The following is a 24,925-nucleotide window of genomic DNA, read 5'->3' as shown; positions in this document are numbered from 1 at the left end:
CCGAAAGGTCGCTTGCAGGACCGGGCGGGGATATTTACGGCCCGAATTCCAACGAACGATGATACTTCTTGCAGACAGCGGTTCGACCAAATGCACGTGGATTGCCGATGACGGCCTCCGCACGCACGAGATACGCACACACGGAATCAATGCCGTACAGTACTCCGACGTGCAGATCCGCAGCATCCTCGACGAGCTGCCCGACTTCGAGGCGCTGCACGGCATCCGCTTCTACGGCGCCGGTTGCGGTGCCTCGTTTCCGGAGGCCTCGCAACGCCTCCGCCGCGAGCTGGAGCGACGCTTCGGTATCTCCGACATCACGATCGAATCGGATCTGACCGCCGCGGCCCGCGCCCTGTGGGGAGACGGCGAGGGAATCGCCTGCATCCTCGGGACCGGATCGAACTCCTGCCATTGTCGCAACGGGGTGATCCTGAGCCAGGTGCCCCCGCTCGGATACATCCTCGGCGACGAAGGAAGCGGCTCGGCCCTCGGGCGAGCCCTGCTCAACGGACTCTTCAAGGGGCACATTCCGCTGCGCGAAGAGTTCCTGGCCGAGAGCCGCCTCACCTACGAGGAGATCATCAGCCGCGTCTACCGCGAACCCTCGGCCAACCGTTTCCTCGCCTCGCTGGCCCCCTTTGTCCACAGCCGGATGGAGTGTCCCGAGATACGAGAAATGGTCAGCCAGACATTCCGCGAGTTTGCCCGCCGAAACCTCAAACGCTACCCCGCAGGGCTCACCGTCGCGTGTCTCGGCGGCATCGCCGCCCATTTCGAGCAACCGCTGCGCGAGGCGCTCGCCGACGAGGGTCTTCGCGTCGGAACCATTGTCGAATCGCCCGCCGAAGGGCTCATCCGCTATCACCATGGAGAAGCGAATTACGGAACAGAGTTCGGAATACGATAACCTGCCGGAGATGTCGACCCACGACCTGCTGGTCGCCATCAACCGCGAGGATGCCCACGTGCATGAGGCCGTACGGAAGGCCATCCCCACGATGGAGCAGCTCGTCGAGCGCATCGTCGAACGGATGCGCCGCGGCGGGAGGCTCTTCTACATCGGCGCCGGGACGAGCGGGCGTCTCGGCGTAACCGATGCCTCGGAGCTGCCGCCGACGTTCGGCATACCGTTCGATCGGGTGATCGGGCTGATCGCCGGAGGCGACGGAGCCCTGCGCCGCGCCGTCGAGCACGCCGAAGACGACCTGCAGGGCGCCTGGCGCGACATGACCCCCTACCACCCCACGGCCGACGATGCGCTCGTCGGCATCGCCGCCTCGGGAACCACCCCCTACGTCATCGGCGGACTTCGCGAGGCGCGGCGCCACGGCCTGCTGACCGGAGCCGTCGTCTGCAACCCTCGCTCGCCCGTCGCCGCCGAGGCCGACTACGCGCTGGAAGCGGTCGTCGGACCCGAATTCGTCACCGGCTCGACCCGCATGAAGGCCGGAACGGCACAGAAAATGATGCTCAACATGCTGTCGACCACGGTGATGATCCGCCTGGGGCGGGTCGAGGGGAACCGCATGGTCAACATGCAGCTCACGAACAACAAACTCGTCGACCGCGGAACCCGCATGGTCGCCCAAACCACCAGCCTTCCGGAAGAGGAGGCACGCGGGGCACTGCTCCGATGGGGATCGGTCAAACGCGCGATCGAAGAGCTGAAATCCCGATAAAAAGAGACAAACATGCCCAGATTCTTTTCCGAACGTGAGATCCGCGCCGTAGCCGTCTTTCTGCCGCTGGCCGTCCTCGTCATTGCGGCCGTGGTGCTGATCCGCCCGAAGGCCGATCCGGAGGCCGCCCGGCGCATCGAACGCGAATACGAGAAACGGCAGCAGACGACCGACAGCATCGTCATGCGCCACTTCGATCCCAACACGGCCTCGTTCGACGAGCTGCTCGCTCTCGGACTCTCGAAATACGAGGCCGTAAGCCTGCTCAAGTACCGCGCCGCCGGCAAGGTCTTCCGCATCCCCGAGGATCTGACCCTCTGCTACGGGATCAACGACTCGCTCTACCGCCGGCTCCGCCCCTGGATCCGCATCGGCCGCAAATACGCCATCGCCCCGCAGGAGTTCCGCAGCGGGCGCATTCTCCCCGAACCGCTGGCTCCCGTCCCCTTCCGCATTGACACCGTCTCGGCCCGCTACCTGAGGGCCATCGGCGCCCTGTCGAAACGGCAGGCCGAGACGTTCATCCGCTGGCGCGATCTGCACGGCATCTACGACATGGAGGAGCTGCGCGAATGCTTCGTCGTCAGCGATTCGGTCGCCGAGGCGCTGGAGCCCTACGTCATCTTCCCCGAACGGAAGGCCCCGCCCATCGAAGAACCCATCGAGATCAATTCGGCCGATTCGGCCACGCTGCGCTCCGTCGTGGGGATCGGCTCGCGCACCGTCGAAACCATCATGCGCTACCGCGAACGCCTCGGCGGATTCGTCCGTGTCGAGCAACTCGCAGAGGTTCCGGGAGTCACGGAGAGCAATTACGAAAAAATTTTGAAACAAATTTACTGCGACAGTTGCAAAATTCGGAAAATTGATATTAACTTTGCAAGTCCGAAAACGTTGGGACGCCATCCCTACATCGCGCCGCAGACGTTGAGGAGACTACTCAAGCAAAGACAGTTGAAAGGAGGTTGGAGTACCGCTGAAGAATTGATCGAACAGAACATATTGACCCGCGAGGAGGCAGCACGGCTGGCTCCCTATCTGCAATTCGGGTCGCACAGCGGATCAGCCGACAAGTAGACAACCCATCGGGGAGGGGGGGGGAAAAAAAAAAAAAAAAACGCATCGAGGATACGTCCCCCGCAGAACCAACAGACACGGAACGGCAACGGCCGGACCAAAAACGATTACAACAACAAAAAAACACAGAATACTATGATCATCATGCCGGTAAAAGAGGGCGAAAACATCGAGCGCGCCCTGAAGAAGTTCAAACGTAAATACGAGCGTACGGGTGTCCTCAAGGAGCTCCGTCGTCGCCAGTACTTCACCAAACCTTCGGTGGCCAAGCGCGAGGCGATGCAGCACGCCATTTACGTCGAGCACATGTACCGCGACCAGGATTAAGCACTCGGCAACGAGACAGGGGGGGGGAGAAAAAATCATCTCCCCCCCCTCTTTTTATCCGGGGAGGGCATTGCACCCTCCTTTTTTGTGCACGGCCCGCCGCCACCTTGTACCGCCGGTCTCCGTTTCACACCGTCCCCATCGCATCACACCGCCGGCCTTTTTTTCGCACGGTCCCCGCGCGGCCACAAAAAAGGGCCCGGTGCAAGCACCGGACCCGATCCAAAATCCATCTGCGGCAAATTACCGGATGAACAGCAGTTCGCGATATTTCGGAAGCGGCCAGATCTGATCGTCGACGATCTCCTCGAGTTTGTCGATGTGGCGACGAATCTGATCGAAATAGACCGATACCGTGTCGTGGTAGGCAATCGCCTTTTCGCGCTGATCCTCGATCTTGTTGGCCACCTTGCGGGCGTCGATCATCTCGCCCGTCAGGCGCTGAATCTCGGCCGTATGGTCCTGAATCTTCTTGATCAGACGGATGTCCGGTTCCGCATTCAGACCCGGGATCTGCGACATCTTGTAGACCTTGTCCAGCAGTTCGGCCTCGTATTTCGAAGCGATCGGCACGATGTGGTTCATCGCCAGGTCGCCCAGCACACGTCCCTCGATCTGGATCTTCTTCGTATAGGTCTCCCACTTCACCTCGGTGCGGGCCTCGAGTTCAACCTTCGAGAAGACACCCATGTCGGCGAACATCTTCAGACTCTCGGCATCCAGGTAGCGGTCGAAGATCAGCGGCGTCGAAGTCTCGCAGTCCAGACCGCGGCGGGCGGCCTCCTCCTTCCATTCGTCCGAGTAGCCGTTGCCGTCGAAGCGGATCGCCTTGCAGGCCTTGATCATCTCCTTGAGCACCTCGTAGATGGCCTTCTCCTTCTTCATGCCGCCTTCGATCTTGGCGTCAACCTTCTTCTTGAACTCCGTCAGTTCGTTGGCCATGGCCGTATTGAGGACAATCATCGCCTCGGCGCAGTTGTCCGACGAACCTACGGCACGGAACTCGAAGCGGTTACCCGTGAAGGCGAACGGCGAGGTGCGGTTACGGTCGGTATTGTCGATCAGCAGCGTCGGGATGTGCGAAATGCCGCTCATCTTGAAGACGTTCTTCGCATCGAAACGGATGGCGTCGTCGCTCTTCGAGGCCTCCAGCTTGTCCAGCACGGCCGAAACCTGCGTTCCGAGGAAGGTCGAGATGATGGCCGGGGGTGCCTCGTTGGCGCCCAGACGATGGGCATTCGTGGCGCTCATGATCGAAGCCTTCAACAGTCCGTTGTGCTTGTAGACGGCCGAAATGGCATTCACCAGAAAAGTGATGAACTGCAGATTCTCACCAGCCGTCTTGCCCGGCCCCAGCAGGTTGACACCCGTATCGGTGCCGAGCGACCAGTTGTTGTGCTTGCCTGAACCGTTGATTCCCTTGAAGGGCTTCTCGTGCAGCAGCACGCGGAACTGGTGACGGCGGGCAATCTTGTCCATGATGGTCATCAGCAGCTGGTTGTGGTCGTTGGCCAGGTTGACCTCCTCATAGACCGGAGCCAGCTCGAACTGATTGGGAGCCACCTCGTTATGACGCGTCTTGACCGGAATACCCAGCTTCAGGCACTCATACTCGAGATCCTTCATGAAGGCCATCACACGGGCCGGAATGGCGCCGAAATAGTGGTCTTCGAGCTGCTGGTTCTTGGCCGACTCGTGGCCCATCAGCGTGCGGCCCGTCAGCACCAGATCGGGACGAACGGCCCACAGGCTCTCGTCGACGAGGAAATACTCCTGCTCCCAACCCAGATACGAGAAGACCTTCTCGACATTCTTGTCAAAGTAGTGGCAGACCTCCGTGGCAGCCGTTCCGACGGCCGTCAGCGAACGCAACAGGGGCACCTTGTAATCGAGCGCCTCGCCCGTATAGGCGATGAAGACGGTCGGGATGCAGAGCGTCGTGTCGACGATGAAGGCCGGCGAGGTGGGATCCCAGGCCGAATAGCCGCGGGCCTCGAACGTATTGCGGATACCTCCGTTGGGGAACGACGAGGCATCGGGCTCCTGCTGCACGAGCAGTTTGCCGGAGAACTCCTCCAGTACGCCTCCGTTGCCGTCGGGCTCGGCGAAGGCATCGTGTTTCTCGGCCGTACCGCCCGTCAGCGGCTGGAACCAGTGCGTATAGTGGTCGGCGCCGTGCTCCAGGGCCCACTGCCGCATACCGGCGGCAATGCTGTCGGCGACCTCACGCGTCAGCGGCGTGCGGTTCTCCATCGTGTCGAGCAGAGCGGCGTAGGTCCGCTTGTCGAGGTACTTGCGCATGGCGGCACGTCCGAAGACCTTCTCTCCGAAGTAGTCCGAGGGACGACCCTCCGGGGCCTTCACCTCAACGGCGGTATGGTTGATCGCCGCATCGACCATTTTGAATCTGAGCAATGATGACATATACCTATCTGTTTGAAATGAGTTTTCTCAAAAAAAACGGAGCGGGAGAAAGACGCGATAATTGCAAACTAAAACCTAACCTGAAATTTTCCGGACCACTGCCTCCCGGCAGAAATCACCGACCTAACTAACCCGGGCATTCTCCCGCTCCGGTATATCGGTTGTTCTGGATGCAAATGTAAAAATATTTCCGTTACGTTATTTTTCAAAAAATGTATTTTTTCGAGAAAATTGCATTTTTTAAGGCATTTTTCCGGAAAATAACCCCATTTTTCAGAGCAATACTCGTTTTTTGAGGGCAGTTTTCCGAAAAACAGCCTCAAAAAATCGACAAACAGCCAAAATCAGCACTTTTTGATTTTTTCTCGAATTCGAGGATATAAAGAACATTATTCAACCATTAAGCTCCTCAATCAAGCTCCTCCCCCACCGATGCAAGACCGATCCTCCCCCTTCGGCAACATAACTCTATTTAATAAGGAGACAATTGTGATGTTATTTTGTTAACAATTTCTTGTTACAAATCCCCAATTATTTCGTACCTTTACGTGCAAATTTGAAACTAAGAGCAAGAACACTCATACTAATCTCTAAACAGTTATGGCAAATACCAAACGTGAAAAGCTGTTCACCGAGTTCCCCCCGGTCCCGACCGAAGTATGGGAAGCGGCGATCGCAGCCGACCTGAAAGGTGCCGATTACGAGCGTAAACTGGTATGGCGTACGGGCGAGGGATTCAACGTCCGCCCCTACTACCGTGCCGAAAACCTCGAGGGCATCCGGTTCCTGGGCTCGCAGGCAGGCGAGTTCCCCTACGTGAGAGGTACGCGCGCCAACAACCACTGGCACGTGCATCAGACCATCGAGGTCAAGTGCCCCAAGGAGGCCAACGCCGAGGCGCTCAAGCTCCTCAACTCGGGCGTCGACTCGCTGGGCTTCTCCATCGCCAGGGAGGACTTCTCGGCCGCTGACCTCGATCAGCTGCTCGCCGAAATCCACATCCCGGCCATCGAGATCACCTTCTGCGGCATGCACACCGGTCGCATCGCCGGCCTGGTGATCGACAAACTCGAAAAGGAGGGCATCGCCGCCGAGGCCAACGTCGCCTTCTGCATCGACCCCATCGTCAAGGGTCTCTCCCAGAAGGGCGACTTCTGCTCGCCCAACGGCGAAAAGTGCTTCGCCAAGATCAAGTCGCTCATCGAGCGCACCCGTGAATACAAGCATATCCGCATCGTCACCGTCTCGGCCGGCATCTTCGCCAACTCCGGTTCGACGATCGTCGAGGAGCTCGCCTTCGCCCTCTCGGCCGGCAACGACTACATGGCCCGTCTGACCGACGCCGGTCTGGATGCCGACACCGCAGCCCGCAAGCTCCGCTTCTCGTTCGCCGTCACGTCGAACTACTTCATGGAGATCGCCAAGTTCCGCGCCGCCCGCATGCTCTGGGCCAACATCGTCAAGGGATACAACCCCGCCAAGGAGTGCGCCGGCAAGATGATGATCCACGCCCGCACGGCCGACTGGAACCAGACGGTTTACGACCCCTATGTCAACATGCTCCGCGGTACGACCGAGGCCATGTCCGCCGCTATCGCCGGCGTTCACTCGCTCGAGGTTACGCCGTTCGACGCCTCGTTCGAGGATCCTACCGAATTCTCGAAGCGCATCGCCCGCAACGTCGAACTGCTGCTCAAGCACGAGGCCCACTTCGACCAGGTCGTTGACCCGGCCGGCGGTTCGTACTACGTCGAGAACCTCACCCAGTCGATCGCCAACGAGGCCTGGAAGCTCTTCCTCGAACTCGAGGAGAAGGGCGGTTATACCGAAGCCTACAAGGCCGGCTACATCAAGGAGCGCATCGAGGCCTCGGCCGCAGCCAAGGACAAGGCCATCGCTACGCGCCGCCAGATCCTGCTGGGCGCCAACCAGTACCCCAACTTCACGGAGGTCGCCGGAAAGGAGATCACCCAGGAGGCCGTTACGCGCCACATGGCCGAAGGCAACACGCTGGCTCCCTACCGCGGCGCCATGGCTTTCGAGGCCATGCGTCTGCACGTCGACCGCTCGGGCAAGCAGCCCAAGGCCTTCATGCTCACCTGCGGCAGCCTGGCCATGGCCCGCGCCCGCGCCCAGTTCTCGTGCAACTTCTTCGGCTGCGCCGGTATCCGCGTAATTGACAACACCTTCTTCAAATCGGTGGAGGAGGGCGTCAAGGCCGCTCTCGAGTCGAAAGCCGAAATCGTCGTGGTCTGCGCTTCGGACGACGACTACGCCGAGGTTGCCCCGAAAGTCAAGGAACTGCTCGGCGGCAAGGCCATCCTGGTGGTTGCCGGTGCCCCGGCCTGCATGCCCGAACTCGAGGAGAAGGGCATCAAGAACTTCATCAACGTGAAGTCCAATGTCCTCGAAACGCTGAAGTTTTACCTTAAAGAGATGGGAATCTAACGATGAGAGCTAAATTTTCAGAACTCAAATACGAAGGCGCCCAGCAGAAGAGCTGCTGCGCCTCGAAAGGCTGCGGTCAGGTGGAACCGTGGCTTACGGCCGAGCGCATTCCCGTCAAGGGAACCTATACGGCCGAAGACCTCGAAGGCATGGAGCACCTGAACTATGCCGCCGGTATCGCACCGTTCCTGCGCGGTCCCTATTCGACGATGTACGTGATGCGTCCGTGGACGATCCGTCAGTACGCCGGATTCTCGACCGCCGAGGAGTCCAACGCCTTCTACCGCCGCAACCTCGCCGCCGGTCAGAAGGGTCTGTCGGTGGCCTTCGACCTGGCTACGCACCGCGGCTATGACGCCGATCACCCGCGTGTCGTAGGCGACGTCGGCAAGGCCGGTGTCTCGATCTGCTCCGTCGAGGACATGAAGGTCCTCTTCAACGGCATTCCGCTGGACAAGATGTCCGTGTCGATGACCATGAATGGCGCCGTGCTGCCCATTCTGGCCTTCTACATCGTCACGGGTCTCGAACAGGGTTGCACGCTGGATCAGCTCTCGGGTACGATCCAGAACGATATCCTCAAGGAGTTCATGGTGCGCAACACCTATATCTATCCCCCCGAGTTCTCGATGCGGATCATCGCCGACATCTTCGAGTATACGTCGAAGAACATGCCGAAGTTCAACTCGATCTCGATCTCGGGCTACCACATGCAGGAGGCCGGTGCCACGGCTGACATCGAGCTGGCCTACACGCTGGCCGACGGTCTGGAGTATCTGCGCGCCGGTATCAATGCCGGCATGTCGATCGATGCCTTCGCACCGCGTCTGTCGTTCTTCTGGGCCATCGGCATGAACCACTTCATGGAGATCGCCAAGATGCGCGCCGCACGTATGCTGTGGGCCAAGATCGTCAAGCAGTTCAACCCGAAGAACCCCAAGTCGCTGGCCCTGCGTACCCACTCGCAGACCTCGGGCTGGTCGCTCACGGAGCAGGATCCGTTCAACAACGTGGCCCGTACGGCCATCGAGGCCATGGGCGCCGCTCTGGGACACACCCAGTCGCTGCACACCAACGCCCTGGACGAGGCCATCGCCCTGCCGACCGACTTCTCGGCACGTATCGCCCGCAACACGCAGATCTACATCCAGGAGGAGACCTCGATCTGCCGCGAGGTCGATCCGTGGGCAGGTTCCTACTATGTCGAGACCCTCACCAACGAGATCGCGCACAAGGCCTGGGAGCACATCCAGGAGATCGAGAAGCTGGGCGGTATGGCCAAGGCCATCGAGACCGGTATTCCGAAGATGCGTATCGAGGAGGCTTCGGCCCGCAAGCAGGCCCGTATCGACTCCGGCGAGGAGAAGATTATCGGTCTGAACGAGTACCGTCTGGAGAAGGAGGCCCCGATCGACATTCTGGCCGTGGACAACACCGCCGTGCGCGAAAGCCAGATCAAGCGTCTGAAGGAGCTGCGCGCCACGCGTGACAACGAGGCCGTGAAGAAGGCCCTGGCCGCCATCACCGAGTGCGTGAAGACCAAGCAGGGCAACCTGCTCGAGCTGGCCGTCGAGGCCGCCAAGGTCCGCGCTACGCTGGGTGAGATCTCCGATGCCTGCGAGGTTGTCGTAGGCCGCTACAAAGCTGTTATCCGTTCCATCTCAGGTGTTTACTCTTCGGAAGTGAAAAACGACAAGAACTTCGAGCACGCCAAGGAGCTGTGCGCCGAATTTGCCAAGAAAGAGGGCCGTCAGCCGCGTATCATGATCGCCAAGCTCGGCCAGGACGGACACGACCGCGGTGCCAAGGTCGTTGCTACGGGTTATGCCGACATCGGCTTCGACGTCGACATGGGTCCGCTGTTCCAGACTCCGGAGGAGGCTGCCAAGCAGGCCGTCGAGAACGACGTCCACGTAGTGGGCGTATCGTCGCTGGCCGCCGGTCACCTCACCCTCGTGCCGCAGATCATCGCCGAGCTGAAGAAACTCGGACGTGAGGATATCGTCGTCATCGTCGGCGGTGTGATTCCTCACCAGGATTACGATGAGCTCTACCGCGACGGTGCCGCCGCCATCTTCGGCCCCGGTACGCCGATCGCCACGGCTGCCATCAAGATCCTCGAGATCCTGCTGGGCGAGTAACTCCTCCCTGAATTGACTTTCCGATCCCCTTCGGCCCCTCGGCCGGAGGGGATTTTTCGTGAGGTGGGGAGGATTTGTGGAGAGAAACTCCCGGGAAGATTAACGCGGGAAAGGACGCCGCCGGGAAGAATGGCGCCGAGAAAGAGACACCTCTGGAGCGGTGCGGAAAAAGACAACACGGAGAGACACCGCCAGGGAGGAGCAATCAGAAAGAATGGCCCGTGAAAGGTTGGTGCAGAGAAAGACGCCACTGTGGCGGTGAGGAGAACGACGGCCCGGCGAATCGGAAAGTGTTTTTGGGAAACACCGATAAAAAATCCCGCACGACTCCGCGGTCGTACGGGATGGTATCGGATCAGGAACAAGAGGTGTCAGAGGCAGGCCTCGAGGATGCGGCGGGCCATCGCTCCGTCGACGTTCCCGGCCTCACCGTAGTGGACGCCCGAAGCATTGAACCGACGCTCGATCTCGGCAATTGTCTCCTGGCCGATCCCCTCCTCCGAGAGGTGCGTCGAGAGTCCCAGCGAACGGAAAAACTCCTCGGTACGGACCAGTGTCCGGTCAATACGCTCCTCATCGCTGCCGCCCGTAATGCCCCAGATCCGCTCACCAAACTGCAACAACTTGCCGTGCTTCTGGTCGCGCAGCACACGCAGCGTTCCGTTGATGACGATGGCCAGCGTAGCACCGTGGGTCAGCCCGTGCAGGGCCGTCAGTTCGTGGCCGATCATGTGCGTTGCCCAGTCCTGCGTCACACCCATGCGGATCATGTCATTCAGAGCCAACGTCGCCGAGAGCATGTACTCGGACATCGTGTCGTAATCACGCTCGTCGGAGAGGGCCTTCGGAGCCGTCTCTACGACCGTATGGAGGATTCCCTCAGCCCAGCGGTCCATCAACAGCGACTGACCCGGCGTGGTCATATACTGCTCGAGCACATGCACGAACGTATCGGCCAGTCCGCAGGCAATCTGTCGCTTCGGAAGCGAGAAGAGTGTCTCGGGGTCGAGGATCGAAAAGACCGGATAGTGGCTGTAGAAGGCGTATTTCTCCTTGGTCTCGTAGCGCGAAATGACGGCACCGCTGTTCATCTCGGAGCCTGTGGCGGCCATCGTCAGAACAGTAGCCAGCGGCACGGTCTTCGAATAACTGCCCTTGAGGACGAGATCCCAAGCATCGCCATCGTAGAGCAGTCCCGCCGAGACAAGTTTCGTACCGTCGATGACCGATCCTCCGCCTACAGCCAGCAGGAAGTCAACCTTCTTCTCCTTTCCAAGGGCGATGGCCTTGCGCAGCGTCTCCACCGAAGGATTGGCCTCGATTCCCCAGAATTCGATGAAATCACGCCCTTCAAGGGCCTTGACAACCTGGTCATAGACGCCGTTGCGTTTAACGCTTCCGCCGCCGAAGGTGATCATGATACGACGGTCGGCCGGGATGAGTTCCGGAAGACGGGCAATCTGCCCCTTGCCGAAGACCAGTTTGGTCGGATTCTGATAGATGAAATTGTTCATAACAAAAGAGGGTTTGTTGTTACAAAGATAACAAATTTTCGCAAGATTACGTAAGAAAGGCGCCACGCAGCCGAACGATGCGACGCGCAGACAACCGGGCAGAGAACCGGTCGGGAAAGAGTCTGTCCAAACGGGAACGGTCCGTAAAGGCGGCCGGAAAAGAGATCTGCCGCCTGTAGGCAGGACGAGAAGGCCATAGGGGTGAGGCAACGGGAGCAGAGCACATCCGAGACAGGAGTAAACGCATTGGTGGCAGGAACAAAGGGCGTCGGTGGCAGGAGCCAAGGTACGGACCGAGGATGCATAGTTGAAACGGGAAAGATACCTGGAATACAGGCAATAAAAGAGCGGGAAGAGGCAATGCCTCTTCCCGCAAACCACTCAGGGATCACCGAGCGACAGGATTTCGCACCCGCCTTTCTCCGGTTATTTGAGTTCTCGGGGTACTGCACGGTTACCGCGCGTCCCGATTACCGTATTGTTTACGGCAGCCTTAGCTACTATGGCTCCGGTTACTGCCCGTTTCCAGCGACCCAGTTACTGCCTCCGCTACCGTACTATTTATGCACCCCGGTTTCAGCGACCCAATAACTACAGCCCCGGTTACTGCACCCCCGGTTACCGTACCATTTACCGCAGCCCCTTTACAGCACCCCGGGCTTCTGCGGTCCAGGCGGTTAGAAGTACTTGCCGCGCAGATCCTGAATATCGGCCATCTGCTGAACGGCCGGCAGAGCAAACTGCTGGGCCATTCCTTCGGCCATTGCCTGTGCGCGAACCTTCTCACCCTCGGCGGTCTGCTTCTCCGAGGTCTGGATATCATCCACCTGGAAGATATAGAGCCCAGACAGACCCTTCACAGGTGCCGACAAGGCACCCTTCTCCGAAGAGGCAATCGCGCCAACCAGACGCGGCTCAACACCGATGCCGTCGATATAGAATGCTCCGTAAGCCACACCCGAGAAGTCGCCGACCTCCGAGCCGAGGCTCTTGGCCTGCTCGTCGAGCGTCGATCCCGAAAGCTCGTTGAGGATATAGTCGTACTTCTTGTCGCGCAGCACCTGGGCCCGAACCTGAGCCGCAACCTTCTGCAGCGAAGCATAATCATCGTCGTCAATATCGGTCAGCATGGCAATCACGTAATCCTTGCCTACGGAGAAGATCTCCGAAACATCGCCCTTCTTGGCACCGTATGCCCAGCGGGCCACGTCACGCGAGTCGTCCAGACCGCGGATCGTCCGATCGCCCTGAGTCAGCGTAGCCACACGCGGCGTCACGGCAGCCTCCGAAGCGGCATCGGCAAAGGCCTCCGATGACCCCTTGGCATTGACCATGAACGATCCGGCCTGGTTGTGGATGTCACGGCGCGTTGCTGCCGAAGCCTCCACCGGATAGGTGATCGATGCCACCTGGAGATGCTTCGTGGGTTTGCCGGTACGGTAGATCTGCATCAGCTGGATGGCGTCGCCCGAGGCGATCTTGACGATATCACCCGTCTTCACGCCGGCCAGTTTCTCGACGAATTCACCCGTAAAGGACGAGAAGGGAAGCACCCCTACGTCTCCGCCATTGGCGGCCGTAGCGTCATAGACCGAGTACTGCGAAGCCAACGCAGCAAAATCACCGCCCTGACGGGCCACCGTCAGCAAGCTGTCGGCCAGCGCCTCCTGCGTATAGGGCAGCACGATGTGGCGGATACCGATCGAGTCGGGAGCCACTTTCGAATCCAGCACACGGGCCATCGTCCACTCGTTGTTCTTCAGCACCGGTCCGTACATCTCACCGGCCATCAGAGCCTTGGCCTCCTCATCGGAAAGCTGGGCGGCGGTTACGTAATTCTCGGCAACATGTCCGTTGCGATTGCCCCGCACGAAGGCCTTCACATCCTCGGCGACGGCAAAATTCCTGCCCACCTCCGCAGCGTTCTTCTCCAGAGCCAGCAGGTCGTCATCCGTAGGCGAAACCTCGAACACGACATACGACAGCGTCCGCGACGGCGTCTGTTTGAACTGATCCTTGTGGCTGTTGTAGTAGGCCTTCAGGTCGCTCGACGAAACCGACACCAGCGAATCGGGCACCGAAGCGAACTTCTTGCCGATCCACTTGCCCGAGAAGGTCTCGTTGGCGCCCTTGACACCCTGAGCCACCTCCAGCGAATTGACGTAAACACCTCCCTTGATCAGCCCGAAGAACTTTTGCATCTCACGCTCCATGCAGGCCTGTTCGTTGAGCTGCGACCACATCTGGGCAGCCTGCGGATTGGTCTCGGCCTGGGCCAGGAACTGGTTGATGGCATCTACGCTGTACTGTCCCGTACGCGGATCGGTGAAGGCGTTGTAGAAGGTCTGCGAAGGCTGCTGACCGCTGGCCATGGCCATACGCTCGGACTCGGTCACACGCAGTCCCAGACGCTCGAAACCCGGCGTGTAGACATACTTGGCGATCAGCGACTGCCAGACGGCGTTGGCCAGCATGGCCGACTGCTGCTCGTCGCTCTCCTGCACGTTGTTCTGAGCCTTGATCTGCTCGTACTGGTCGTAATACTCCGAATAGTTGATCTTCTCGCCGTCGATCACGCCGACACGGGGATCATTGCCCGAGAAGCCCATTTCGGTCTTCAGGGAGAGGATAAAGGCCAAGAGGGCGAATGCGATGATGATCGAAAGCACGACGCCGAACTTGGTACGTAAGGTGTTTAAACTTGCCATATAAATGTTAATTATTCGTATTGTTTCGTTAGATCAGCCAAAGGTAGTAAAATATTCGCAAATAGAGGCCTGTATGCGTTACAATTTTTTCACCCGCGCCAGTTCGAGACGGGAACGCGTCGTGCGGAGAATCCGAACCTGGAGACCGTCGACGACGATCGTCTCGCCGGCGGCCGGAATCCCCTCGTAATTGTAGATGATGAAACCCGCCAGCGTATCGTATTCGCGGCTCTCCTCGATGCCCAGACCGTAGCGTTCGTTGAGATACTTCACCTCCAGACGGCACGAGAGGACATATTCGTCCGGTCCGACCTGTTTCTCGACCAGATCCGGCACATCGTGTTCGTCCTCGATCTCGCCGAAGATCTGCTCCAGCACGTCCTCCAGCGAGATGATGCCCGCCGTACCGCCGAACTCGTCAATCACCACGGCAATGTTCGTCCGGTGCTTGATGAAATTCTCCAGCACGAGTTGCAACGGCATGGTCTCCGGCACGAAATTGACCTCCATCATCACATCCGAGATCTGTTCCGGACGCGTGAAAAGACTCTTCGAATTGACATATCCGATGATGTTGTCGATCGACTTCCGCCAGACGAAGATACGCGAATACTTCGTCTCGATGAAACGGTCGGCCAGCTGGTCGATCGTCGTCTCGTCGATATCCACAGCCTCGACATCCACGCGCGGCACCATGCAGTCCCGTACCCGCAGGTCGGCAAAATCCAGCGCATTCTGGAAGAGTTTCAGTTCGGCATCGGGTTCGGTGTGGGTCTCCTGCCCCCCGGCCTCGAGCAGCGAGGCCAGATCCTCGCGGTCAAACCCCGGAGCTATGTTCTTCTCCTCGACCCGTCGCCCCATAAGCCACAGAATTCCATGCGACAAAAGCGTCGTGAAACGGGCTATGGGATAGAGCACGATGTAGAAGAAGTAGATCACCGGAGCCAGTGCCCGATAGTAGAAATTCGGGTCGTTGCGGAAAACCGACTTGGGCAGGAACTCCGCAAAAAAGATGATGATCAGCGTCGAAACGGCCGTATCAATGGCCACCGACCCCTCGCGGGCCAGCTCCTCCCACCCGAAGGCCGCATAGAGTTCCCGCAGGAGCATTGACATGGCCAGTGAATAGACCACCAGCGCAATGTTGTTGCCGACCAGAATCGTCGTGATGTACTGCCCCGGATGGCGGGCGAAGACCTCTGCTATGCGGTCAAACATCCGGTTCTGCTTGCGGTCGATCTCCAGCTTGAGCCGGTTCTTGCTCGTAAAGGCGATCTCCATCCCCGAGAAGAAGGCCGACAGCAGCAGCATGACCACGATCAGTATGAGCGATTGCACCATAGCTTTCCACTTTTCTGTGTAGTCATTCGGCCTTGATGTTTCGCACGGGGCGCGGAGCCTCCACTGCGGAGCCGGCCGGAGCCGGTTTGGCCGACGGGACGGGGTTCGACTCCGGAACGGGCTTCACCGGAGTCGGAGCCGGACGCCCGGCCGCAGGCCGCTCCGCCGCAGGCCGTACCGCCGAAGAGTCCGCCGATGTCGAATCGGCACGCTGCTTCATCTCCACCTCCATGCGTCCCTTCATCCTGCGGAAACGCCAGTCCTTAAACTCCTCGTCCGATTCGAATCCCTCGCCGATGAAGACGTCGCGACCGTTGTTCTGCACGATTTTCGAATCGACGTTCGAATAGATCTTCCCCGTACGCGCATTCCAGAAGAGCTGCTGCGTATAGAGCGTCTTGCCGTCGGACTTCTCCACCACGACATTGCCCTTGGCCTCCCACAGTTCGCGATTCTGGTAGTAAATGGCATAGTTGGCCGTCAGCACCGCATCGACCGACGAGAGCGAATCATCCTGGTAGGTCGTGATCTTGATTCCCTTGCGGAACTCCCGGTAGGGCTCCCGCGCCAGCGTATAACCCTCCAGCAGCGGCGTGACGAAATGGTACGAACGCCGTCCGTTCTGCGAATTGATGATCGACAGATCCTCGCTGTATTCGGTCATCATCGCCTCTTCGGCCGACGACTTCGCATCCTGCGTCTCTCCCGAACACGAGAATAGCAAGATAGCACTCCCCACCACGGAGAGTGCTACCTGTGCGTATCGAATGATGCGTTTCCTCATGGAAATGCGTTTCGTGCTCCCGGAGCGGAATTAGCGGGTGCGGACCGTCGTCGTGACGCCGGCTGCCGTACCGCAGGTCACCGTATAGCGGGCACCCTCCTGCAGCTCGTTGAAGAAGCACTCCTCCGAGTTGGGGAAGCGGCTGCGGAATGCCGAAAGCGAGGTCTTGGCATGCTCGAGGTACTCCGAGTCGCTCGGCAGCAGCTCGACGGCCTTGGCCATCGTGTCGTAGGCGGCCCAGAAGGTAGCCTGACCGGCGAATCCGCCGCAGGCGGCTGCCGACGAAGCATAGCACTGTGCCAGCACGAAATAGGGCACGCCGTCCTCCGGATTCAGATCACGGGCCTGACGGGCGGCCGATGCGGCCTCCGAAATGTCGTTGGCAACCAGACCCACCAGGGCGATGCGCACGAGGAGCTTCTGACGCTCGGCCGGATCCTGCTCGACGGCCAGCGCCTCGTTCAGGTAGGTCATGGCCTTGGCATAGTCACCCTTGTTCTGGAAGGCCTGGGCCAGGAACATGGCCGTCTCCGACGAGGGCTTCATCTGATAGTACTTCTCGGCGATCGTGAAGTAGAAGTCGCCGTCGCACTTGGCCCGCGACATCATCCCCACGGCCTGGGCCAGCAGCGCCTCATCGTCGGGTGCAGCCTCGATCTTCGCCCGGTAAAGCTTCTCGAGGTTCTCGCAGCTGGCCGCACCGCTCAGTCCGAACGCGGCATCGAACTGCGCCTTGTACTCGGCAGCCTCGGGATGCTTTGCGAAGAAGGGCTCCAGACGCTCGTACTCCGCAAGCACCTCGTCCGGCATCACCTCGTCCGTATTCTTGTAGTCGTCGCAGAGGTTCGAGAAATAGGCCACGACAGTCTCCGGATCGGTGTTGTCGCCACCGGCGGCAATGGCCTCGCGGAAGGCCTCGCGGATACCGGCACGGTCGCTCGGCTTGTAGGTCAGATATTCACGGGCCTTGCGGTCGAGGATATAGGCCGTACCGCGCTTCGGATGGTCGCCGAAATACTTGTTGCGCAGATCGTAGATCAGCATCAGCGAGTCGACATACATGTTCTTCTCGTCAAGCGATTTGGCGCGGTTGATCTTGTTCTTGTAAAGCGTAATTCCACGCACGAAGGTATTCTCCGAGGCCTTCGGGCACTTGTCCAGCAGCTCTTTCAGATAGTGGGCGGCGGCATTGTAGTCCTTGTTGTCGCACGACTCCTTGAGGAAGTTGCTGTTCAGAATGTTCTGCTGACGCTCCTCGGGCGTATCACCCCAGATCGCGTACTTCGGATCACTGAAATCTTGAGCCAGCGCCGCGAACGCGAAGAGCGAGCATGCAGCGGTGAGCAGGAATTTTACGTTTTTCATTGGTCAGATTAATTTTTTGTTGTATTGTCGTTTGCCTTTATCGTTTTTGGAGTCTTCGTCCGGGGATTAATCGTACTTGGGCCGCATGAACCAGTACTCGCCGTTCTCCTGGCCGGCGAAGAGCGTGAAGCCCACCGCAATCTTGAAATACTGCTGACGGACCAGCCCCAGCCGTTCGGCGACGTTGTAGGCGCGGCGTCCGTACTCAACCCCCACATCGACCGACGATACGGCCCACAGCTTCACCGGAATACCGAAGCCCGCCGTCACGGCCCACTGTCCGAGGCGTTCGCCGTTGAAGGACTGGTTGTAGGTCCCGTAGCGGAAGCCCGCACGGTAGGACCACCGCCGCAGGAAATTTCGAATATCATACCGGTTGGGCGTAAACTCCACGCCCAGTTTGACCGTACTCGTATTGACATACTCGACCAGATACGACGTACGGTTTTCGCCCGTACCGCTCATACCCGTCATTTCGGAAGCCGTGTTGCGTCCGCCCCAGTTCTGGTAGACGTAATCCACGCCCATGGCCCATTTGGCCGTCTGGTAATAGAGGCCCACGGCCAACTGATGCGGCAGCACCAGCTTCAGATGCGTCGTATCGCCCTTGACCGTCGTGTTGTAGAGGTCGCCGACGTAGATCTTCTTGGTCACCTCCGGGTTCAGGTCGCCGCCGAAGTCGAACGCCGCACCCACGGTCAGGATCCGCTTCTGGTTCAGAATCGGGCTCCACTGTACGCCCACCTGTCCCTTGATGCTCGAGACGCTGTAGACGTCGCTGCCCACCGACGAAACGTAGGTCCCGTCACCGGTGATGGCCGTCGGGGTCATCACGAACGAGCGGTTGATCGAGCCCCAGTAGTACTGGGCGGCCACGCCGATCGAGAAGTTCTTGAAGACCTCCCAGCCCAGACCGACCTTCACCTCCGTGATGTCGCCGTCGCCCTGGTAGTTGTACTGGATGTTGCCCACGTTGCCGTAGACGGGATCCGTCGGGTCGTACTCGTGGTAGTATTTCGTGCGGTAGCCCACCGAGCTGTAGGGCGTCAGGCTGAAGCCCAGGCCCAGCCGCTTGGCCACCGGCAGCTGAAAGGCGATATCGTGGAAATTGAACGTATTGTAAACCGTACTCTTGGCCTCGCCGGCGACCTTCTGCGAATTGTAGTAGTTCTGGCCCTCGAGACCGAAGTTGAAGAGGAAGGTCTTCTGCGGGGCGGCGCTGAATCCCGCGGGATTGAGCAGATTCACCACACCCGTCGAACGCATGGCCACGCCCACGCCGCCCATCGACCGCATCGGGAGCGTTCCGGGGGTATTCACCTCACCGATTCCGTACATCGTATAGGGCGAGAAGGCATTGATACTGCTTGTCTGGGCCGCGACGGCAACAGGGAACAGCGCCGCTGCTGCGACAAGTAGCTTACTCAAGGTGTTCTTCACTGGCATTGTACTCTAAAATTCGATCCAATCCGCAAAAGACCAGATTACAATTTGCAAATATCGTGTTTTTAATTCTTTTCGCAAAGTATTTCGCGTCTCCTCCGGTAAAAATTACGCACAAATCGTCGATTTTTTCCCGCATCCGGCTCATATAGCCCTCGATTTCGAAGGTCAGCGAGTTCATCACCCCCAGCCGGATGGCCTCCTCGGTGGAGAGGCCCTGCAGCTCCTCGCTCCCGGTCGCCGAACAGAGGGGCAGCTTGGCCGTATAGTCGTGCAGCGCCCTGAAACGGGTCCGCATGCCCGGCGAAATACACCCGCCGCGGAAGGTGGCGTCAGCCGTCACCAGGTCGATCGTTACGGCCGTCCCGAAGTCGACGATCAGCACGTTGCGACCCGGATAGAGCACCGTGGCGCCCACGGCGGCCGCCAGCCGGTCGCGGCCCAGAGTCTCGGGCGTACGGTAGGCGTTGGCGATCGGAACCGGCGTCTGAGGCGTGAATTCCAGCACGTAATCCGCGTGTTCGTGCACCTGTGAGAGGATTTCGTCGGCATCGCCCCGTGTCGACTCCACGATGGCGCGTTCGGCCCGGTGTCCCGGCAGGATCTCCTCGAAAACCGACGGCTGGAGGTATCGCGTACTGGTCTGGGCAATGAGCCGTCCCCCGTCGAACGCGGCGAGCTTGACCAGCGAATTGCCTATGTCCACAAGCAGATTCAAAGCTCTTGCAAGGTTTTGTATGCGTCCTCCACGTCTTTGATATTCCTAACGGTCATCGCCAGCCGATTATTGTGCTGCTTGAGCACAAAACGGTCGGGATGCTGCGTCACCCGCTGCAGCAGCGTCATGAAGGTTTCGCTTTTATAATAAGGTGAATTCTCTTCGCCCACGAACTGCACGATCATCAGGCCGTTCTTGACCTTGACACGCTCCATGCCCAGGCGGATGGCCTCCCAGCGCAGCCGCACGACATTCAGCAGCTCACGCGCGGCACGCGGCAGCGGTCCGAAGCGGTCCACCAGCCGGCTCTCGAAGGCCTCGAGCGCCGCTTCGTCCTTCGTCGAGTCCAGCTCGCGATAGAGCTTCAGACGCTCGGCCTGCTGCGAAACGTAGTCGTCCGGCAGCGACGCCTCGACCTCGATGTCGATGTGGGCGTCGTCGATGAAGTTCATGCGGCCGACGACCTGCTGCTCCTCCTGGCCCAGATCGGGCATCTGGAGTCCCTCGGCACGCAGTTCGGCAATCGCCTCGTTCATGATCTTCTGGTAGGTTTCGAAGCCGATATCGGCGATGAAGCCGCTCTGTTCGGCCCCCAGCAGGTTGCCCGCACCGCGGATGTCAAGGTCCTGCATGGCGATGTTGAAGCCCGAACCCAGGTCCGAGAACTCCTCGATGGCCCGCAGACGGCGCCGTGCATCAGGCGTCAGCAGCTCGTCCGGCGGGGTGAGCAGGTAGCAGTAGGCCTTCTGGTTCGAACGTCCCACGCGGCCGCGCAGCTGGTGCAGGTCGCTCAGTCCGAAGTGCTGGGCGTTGTTGACGATGATCGTATTGGCGTTCGGGATGTCGATGCCGTTCTCGACGATGGTCGTCGACAGCAGCACGTCGAACTCCCCGTAGATGAAGTCCATGATGAGCTTCTCGAGCTGTTCGGCCGGCATCTTGCCGTGTCCCACCCCGACGCGGGCCTTCGGGCAGAGGCGCGTGATCATCCCCTGCAGCGTCGGCAGATCCTCCACGCGGTTGTGGACGAAGTAGACCTGGCCGCCGCGCGCCAGCTCCGTCTCGATGGCGTCGCGGATGATCTCCTCCGAGAAGACGTGCGATTCGGTGATGATCGGCTGTCGGTTGGGCGGCGGCGTCGAGATGACCGACAGGTCGCGCGAACCCATGAGCGAGAACTGCAGCGTGCGCGGGATGGGCGTCGCCGTCAGCGTCAGCGTATCGACCGAGACGCTCATCTCCGTGAGTTTCTCCTTGGCCGCCACGCCGAACTTCTGCTCCTCGTCGATGATCAGCAGCCCCAGATCGTGGAAAACGACCTGTTTGCCCAGCATCTTGTGCGTGCCGATCAGGATGTCGATCTTCCCCGAGGCCAGATCGGCGCAGATCTGCCTGACCTCCTTGGCGGATTTCGTGCGGTTGAGATACTCGACCCGCACCGGGAAGTCGCGCAGCCGCTCGCTGAACGAGCGGTAGTGCTGCAGCGCCAGGATCGTCGTCGGCACCAGCACGGCCACCTGCTTGCCGTCGCACGCCGCCTTGAAGGCCGCACGGATGGCCACCTCGGTCTTGCCGAAGCCCACGTCACCGCACACCAGCCGGTCCATCGGCTGGTCGGACTCCATGTCACGCTTGACGGCCTCGGTGGCCGCCTGCTGGTCGGGCGTATCCTCCCAGCGGAACGAAGCCTCCAGCTCATGCTGCAGGTAGCTGTCCGGCGAGAAGGCAAAGCCCTTCGAGGCCTTGCGCTTGGCGTAGAGGGCGATCAGCTGGCGCGAAATGTCCTTGACAGCCTTCTTCGTGGCATTCTTCAGCTTCTGCCAGGCGCCGGTGCCCAGCTTGTAGATCTTCGGCGGCTCGCCGTCGCCCGACTTGTAGCGCGAGATGCGGTGCAGCGAGTGGACGTTGACGAACAGCACGTCGCCATCCTTGTAGACCAGCTTGATCGCCTCGTGGGTCTTGCCCCCCTCGTTGATCTTCACCAGTCCGTCGAAACGACCCACGCCGTGGTCGATGTGGACCACGTAGTCGCCCGGACGCAGCTGGTTCAGCTCCGCCACGGTCATCTGCTCGTCACGGCGGATCTCGCCGTTGATCCGGTAGCGCTGATAGCGGTCGAAGATCTGGTGGTCGGTATAGAGGCAGAGTTTCAGATCGTTGTCCACGAAACCCTCGTGCAGCGTCACGGCCAGCGACCGCACGACGGCCTGTCCGCGGCCGATCTGGTGGAAGATGTTCTCGAGGCGTTCGACCTGCGCCCGGTTTTCCGAAAGAATCCACGTCTCGTAACCCCGCAGCGCGTTGCGGATCATGTCGTCGGCCAGCAACTCGAAGTTCTTGTTGAACTTCGGCTGCGGCGAGGTCGAGAACTTCACGCCCGACGTCACGGGCCGTTCGGGCAGATTGTCGCGCAGGACGAACAGCCGGTTCTGCTGCAGATCCTCCAGCAGGCCGTTGCGGCTCGTCAGCAGCTGGTCGATCAGCCCGGGCTCTTCCAGATCGCCCAGCGTCTTGCGCCGCACGTCGTTCACCCGGCGCAGCACGAAATCCGCGTCGTAGAACCACCACGCCGCATCGGCCCCCGCAAAACGCGCCAGCGAAACCCGTGCCGCAGCCGTCTCGCCGCTGTTCAGGTCAGGGATGATCTCCACGCGGTCGAGCTTGTCGGCCGACAGCTGGCTCGAGATGTTGAACCGCCGGATCGAGTCGACCTCGTCGCCGAAGAAATCCAGACGGTAGGGTTTGCTCTCCGAGTAGGAGAAGACGTCGACGATGCCGCCGCGCAGCGAATACTGGCCCGGTTCGTAGACAAAGTCGACGCGGGTGAAGCCCCCGTCGACGAGCTCCTGTTCGAGCACCTCGATCGAAATCCGGGCTCCGACCCGCACCGCAATCGTCTTGCGCTGCAGCACCTCGGCATCGGCCACCCGTTCGGCCAGCGCCTCGGGATAGGTGCAAACCACCAGATACTCCCCCTTTGCGCCGCCGAAGGCCCGCAGGGCATTCATCGTGGCCGTGCGCTGCACCACCCCCTGGGCATCCTCGGCGCCGTTGGCCGCCGAGTGCTTGTACGACGACGGGAAGAAGCAGACCCGCTCTTCGTCGAGCAGGTTGTAGAAGTCATTGAGCAGATAGGCGGCCACATCGCGGTCCTCGGCCACGAAGAGATGCACGCCGCCGCAGCGGGCTATGGCCGCTGCCGCATAAAACGACAGAGCCCCGCCGACCAACTCCTGGAGATGGACGGTGGTGCTCCGTTTCCGGTATTCGCGGCACAGGGCGTCGAGTTTTTTTGATCCGGCGGCGAACTGTGCCAACTGCTCGCGAGGGGTTGCCATGCCTTATTTCTCGATCAGATCGTTGTCCTTGCGGTCATGGTAATGGACATCGACGATGCCGGTGCTCTGATCCTCGACGATCTTCAGCCGCACCTTGTATTTCCACTCCCAGCGGCGGCGCAGCGACCAGAAGCCCTTGCGCAGGTACGAAGCCACGTAGGGGCTGACAACCAGCTTGATGAACTTGTGGCCGCGATCCTCCGTGAGGAACGAGATCTGGTTCTCGATCTTCTTGTCCAGCAGCACCGTCGGCTCGATCCGCCCCGTACCGTTGCACGTCGGGCAGACATCCGAGACATTCTCCACGGCCACCGGACGCACCCGCTGGCGCGTGATCTGCATCAGTCCGAACTTCGTCAGCGGCAACACCGTATGCTTGGCCTTGTCCGTCGCCATGAGCTTGACCATCTCGTCGAACAACGCCTGCTTGTTCTGCGCCTTGTGCAGGTCGATGAAGTCGATGATGACGATACCGCCCAGGTCGCGCAGACGCAGCTGGCGCGCAATCTCCTTGGCGGCGGCCAGGTTCACGTCCATGGCCGTCTGCTCCTGGTTGTCCTCGGCCTTGGTGCGGTTGCCCGAGTTGACGTCGATGACGTTCATCGCCTCCGTGTGCTCGATGATGAGGTAGGCGCCGCGCTTCAGCGACACGTACTTGGCAAACAGCGACTTGATCTGTTTCGAGATGTCGAAGTTGTCGAAGATCGGAACCGTCCCCTTGTAGAGTTTGACGATCTTCTCCTTCTCGGGATCAATCTCATGGATGTAGTTGCGGATCTCCTTGTACATCGCCTCGTCGTTGACGGCGATCTGCGAAAAGGAGCCGTTCAGCGAGTCGCGGATGATCGTGTTGGCGCGGTTCATCTCGTTCATCAGCTGGGCCGGAGCCTGTGCCGCGCAGCGCTTGATCGCCCCGCAGGTCTTGCGCCAGCGGTCGATCTGGGTCTGGATGTCGTGGGCAACATCCTCGTCCTTGGCCTCCATGGCCGCCGTGCGGATGATGACGCCGAAGTTTTTCGGCAGCACCTCCGTGGCGATGCGCTTCAGACGGCGCTTCTCCTCGGCCGAGCGGATCTTCTGCGAGAGGTAGACCTTCGACGAGAAGGGAACCAGCACCACGTTGCGGCCCGCCAGCGAGATGTCCGACGTCAGACGCGGCCCCTTGGTCGAAATGGCCTCCTTGGCCACCTGGACCATGATCTGCTGTCCGACCTGGAGGTAGTCGCCGATCTTGCCCGTCTTCTCGATGGGCGGTTCGAGCTTCATGGTCTCGACGCGCATGCCCCGCTTTCCGGGCTGTTGCGAGTTGACCAGCTTCTGCAGCGACGGGAACTGCGTTCCCAGATCAAGGTAGTGGATGAAAGCATCCTTTTCGTGCCCTATGTTGACGAATGCCGCGTTCAGACCCGGCATGATCTTGCGCACCTTCCCGAGGTAAATGTCTCCCACGGCAAAGCCCGTCTGACACTGCTCCTTGTTGAGCTCGACGAGCACCTTGTCCTCGCACAGGGCGATGGTGATCTCGGTAGGGTTGACGTTTACGATTAACTCTCTGTTCATTTATATCTGATTCCGCGTCCGGGCGTCCGGGGCGGTTTGGGCTGAAATTAGTACA

The 24,925-nt window shown here is 59.9% G+C and carries 16 protein-coding genes; 6 read left to right on the top strand and 10 right to left on the bottom strand.

Going from position 1 to position 24,925, the window contains the following annotated elements:
• Positions 1-58: 58 nt before the first annotated feature.
• The 4 genes from B5E60_RS03480 (at position 59) to rpsU (ending at position 3,086) form a co-directional block, all read left to right on the top strand.
• Positions 59-910: an ATPase gene (locus tag B5E60_RS03480; protein ID WP_087309489.1), complete on the top strand. Its 852-nt coding sequence runs from the start codon at positions 59-61 to the stop codon at positions 908-910.
• Positions 870-1,682 carry an N-acetylmuramic acid 6-phosphate etherase gene (locus tag B5E60_RS03475; RefSeq protein ID WP_087309488.1) on the top strand — a complete coding sequence of 271 codons (813 nt, stop codon included), beginning with the start codon at positions 870-872 and terminating at the stop codon, positions 1,680-1,682. Before B5E60_RS03480 ends, B5E60_RS03475 begins: the two co-directional genes overlap by 41 nt.
• A 12-nt stretch (positions 1,683-1,694) precedes the next feature.
• Complete coding sequence (locus tag B5E60_RS03470) at positions 1,695-2,759, top strand: helix-hairpin-helix domain-containing protein (RefSeq protein ID WP_087309487.1); 1,065 nt, start codon at positions 1,695-1,697, stop codon at positions 2,757-2,759.
• 135 nt (positions 2,760-2,894) lie between these two features.
• Positions 2,895-3,086, top strand: a complete 192-nt coding sequence (gene rpsU, locus B5E60_RS03465) for a 30S ribosomal protein S21 (protein WP_087309486.1) — start codon at positions 2,895-2,897, stop codon at positions 3,084-3,086.
• Between the two features lie 243 nt (positions 3,087-3,329).
• Here the strand turns inward: rpsU and B5E60_RS03460 are convergent, their stop codons facing one another.
• Entirely contained in the window at positions 3,330-5,486 is a 2,157-nt protein-coding gene (locus B5E60_RS03460; RefSeq protein ID WP_087309485.1) for a glutamine synthetase III family protein, read from the bottom strand.
• 624 nt (positions 5,487-6,110) lie between these two features.
• Here B5E60_RS03460 and B5E60_RS03455 point away from each other — a divergent pair.
• Both B5E60_RS03455 and scpA read left to right on the top strand, forming a co-directional pair.
• Positions 6,111-7,958 (top strand): methylmalonyl-CoA mutase family protein, encoded by a 1,848-nt coding sequence (locus B5E60_RS03455; protein ID WP_087309484.1) that lies wholly within the window; start codon positions 6,111-6,113, stop codon positions 7,956-7,958.
• Positions 7,959-7,960: 2 nt separating this feature from the next.
• The gene (gene scpA / locus B5E60_RS03450) at positions 7,961-10,099 is read left to right on the top strand and encodes a methylmalonyl-CoA mutase (protein ID WP_087309483.1); all 2,139 of its coding nucleotides are present in this window, start codon (positions 7,961-7,963) and stop codon (positions 10,097-10,099) included.
• Between the two features lie 371 nt (positions 10,100-10,470).
• On the opposite strand, the gene B5E60_RS03445 is transcribed toward scpA, so the two are convergent.
• From B5E60_RS03445 to B5E60_RS03405, 9 genes are all read right to left on the bottom strand, one after another.
• Positions 10,471-11,613, bottom strand: a complete 1,143-nt coding sequence (locus B5E60_RS03445; RefSeq protein WP_087309482.1) for an iron-containing alcohol dehydrogenase — start codon at positions 11,611-11,613, stop codon at positions 10,471-10,473.
• A gap of 677 nt (positions 11,614-12,290) precedes the next feature.
• On the bottom strand, positions 12,291-14,321 hold the full coding sequence (locus B5E60_RS03440; RefSeq protein ID WP_087309481.1) for a peptidylprolyl isomerase: 2,031 nt from the start codon (positions 14,319-14,321) through the stop codon (positions 12,291-12,293).
• 78 nt (positions 14,322-14,399) lie between these two features.
• A complete protein-coding gene (locus B5E60_RS03435; RefSeq protein ID WP_087309480.1) occupies positions 14,400-15,662 on the bottom strand; it encodes a hemolysin family protein in 1,263 nt (420 codons plus the stop codon).
• Between the two features lie 22 nt (positions 15,663-15,684).
• Positions 15,685-16,446 (bottom strand): LPS export ABC transporter periplasmic protein LptC, encoded by a 762-nt coding sequence (lptC, locus tag B5E60_RS03430; RefSeq protein WP_087309479.1) that lies wholly within the window; start codon positions 16,444-16,446, stop codon positions 15,685-15,687.
• A gap of 30 nt (positions 16,447-16,476) precedes the next feature.
• Positions 16,477-17,811: a tetratricopeptide repeat protein gene (locus B5E60_RS03425; protein ID WP_087309478.1), complete on the bottom strand. Its 1,335-nt coding sequence runs from the start codon at positions 17,809-17,811 to the stop codon at positions 16,477-16,479.
• Positions 17,812-17,877: 66 nt separating this feature from the next.
• Positions 17,878-19,257, bottom strand: a complete 1,380-nt coding sequence (locus B5E60_RS03420; protein WP_204246437.1) for an OmpP1/FadL family transporter — start codon at positions 19,255-19,257, stop codon at positions 17,878-17,880.
• Positions 19,232-19,972 carry a type III pantothenate kinase gene (locus B5E60_RS03415; protein WP_087309476.1) on the bottom strand — a complete coding sequence of 247 codons (741 nt, stop codon included), beginning with the start codon at positions 19,970-19,972 and terminating at the stop codon, positions 19,232-19,234. The genes B5E60_RS03420 and B5E60_RS03415 overlap by 26 nt, the downstream gene beginning before the upstream one ends.
• The gene (mfd, locus tag B5E60_RS03410) at positions 19,969-23,310 is read right to left on the bottom strand and encodes a transcription-repair coupling factor (protein WP_087309475.1); all 3,342 of its coding nucleotides are present in this window, start codon (positions 23,308-23,310) and stop codon (positions 19,969-19,971) included. Before mfd ends, B5E60_RS03415 begins: the two co-directional genes overlap by 4 nt.
• A 3-nt stretch (positions 23,311-23,313) precedes the next feature.
• On the bottom strand, positions 23,314-24,870 hold the full coding sequence (locus B5E60_RS03405; RefSeq protein ID WP_087309474.1) for an Rne/Rng family ribonuclease: 1,557 nt from the start codon (positions 24,868-24,870) through the stop codon (positions 23,314-23,316).
• Positions 24,871-24,925: the final 55 nt, after the last annotated feature.

The organism is Alistipes sp. An116 (assembly GCF_002161005.1).
Lineage (GTDB): Bacteria > Bacteroidota > Bacteroidia > Bacteroidales > Rikenellaceae > Alistipes > Alistipes megaguti.
The sequence above is the reverse complement of the archived record's forward strand: the minus strand, read 5'-3'. Positions and strand labels throughout refer to the sequence as shown.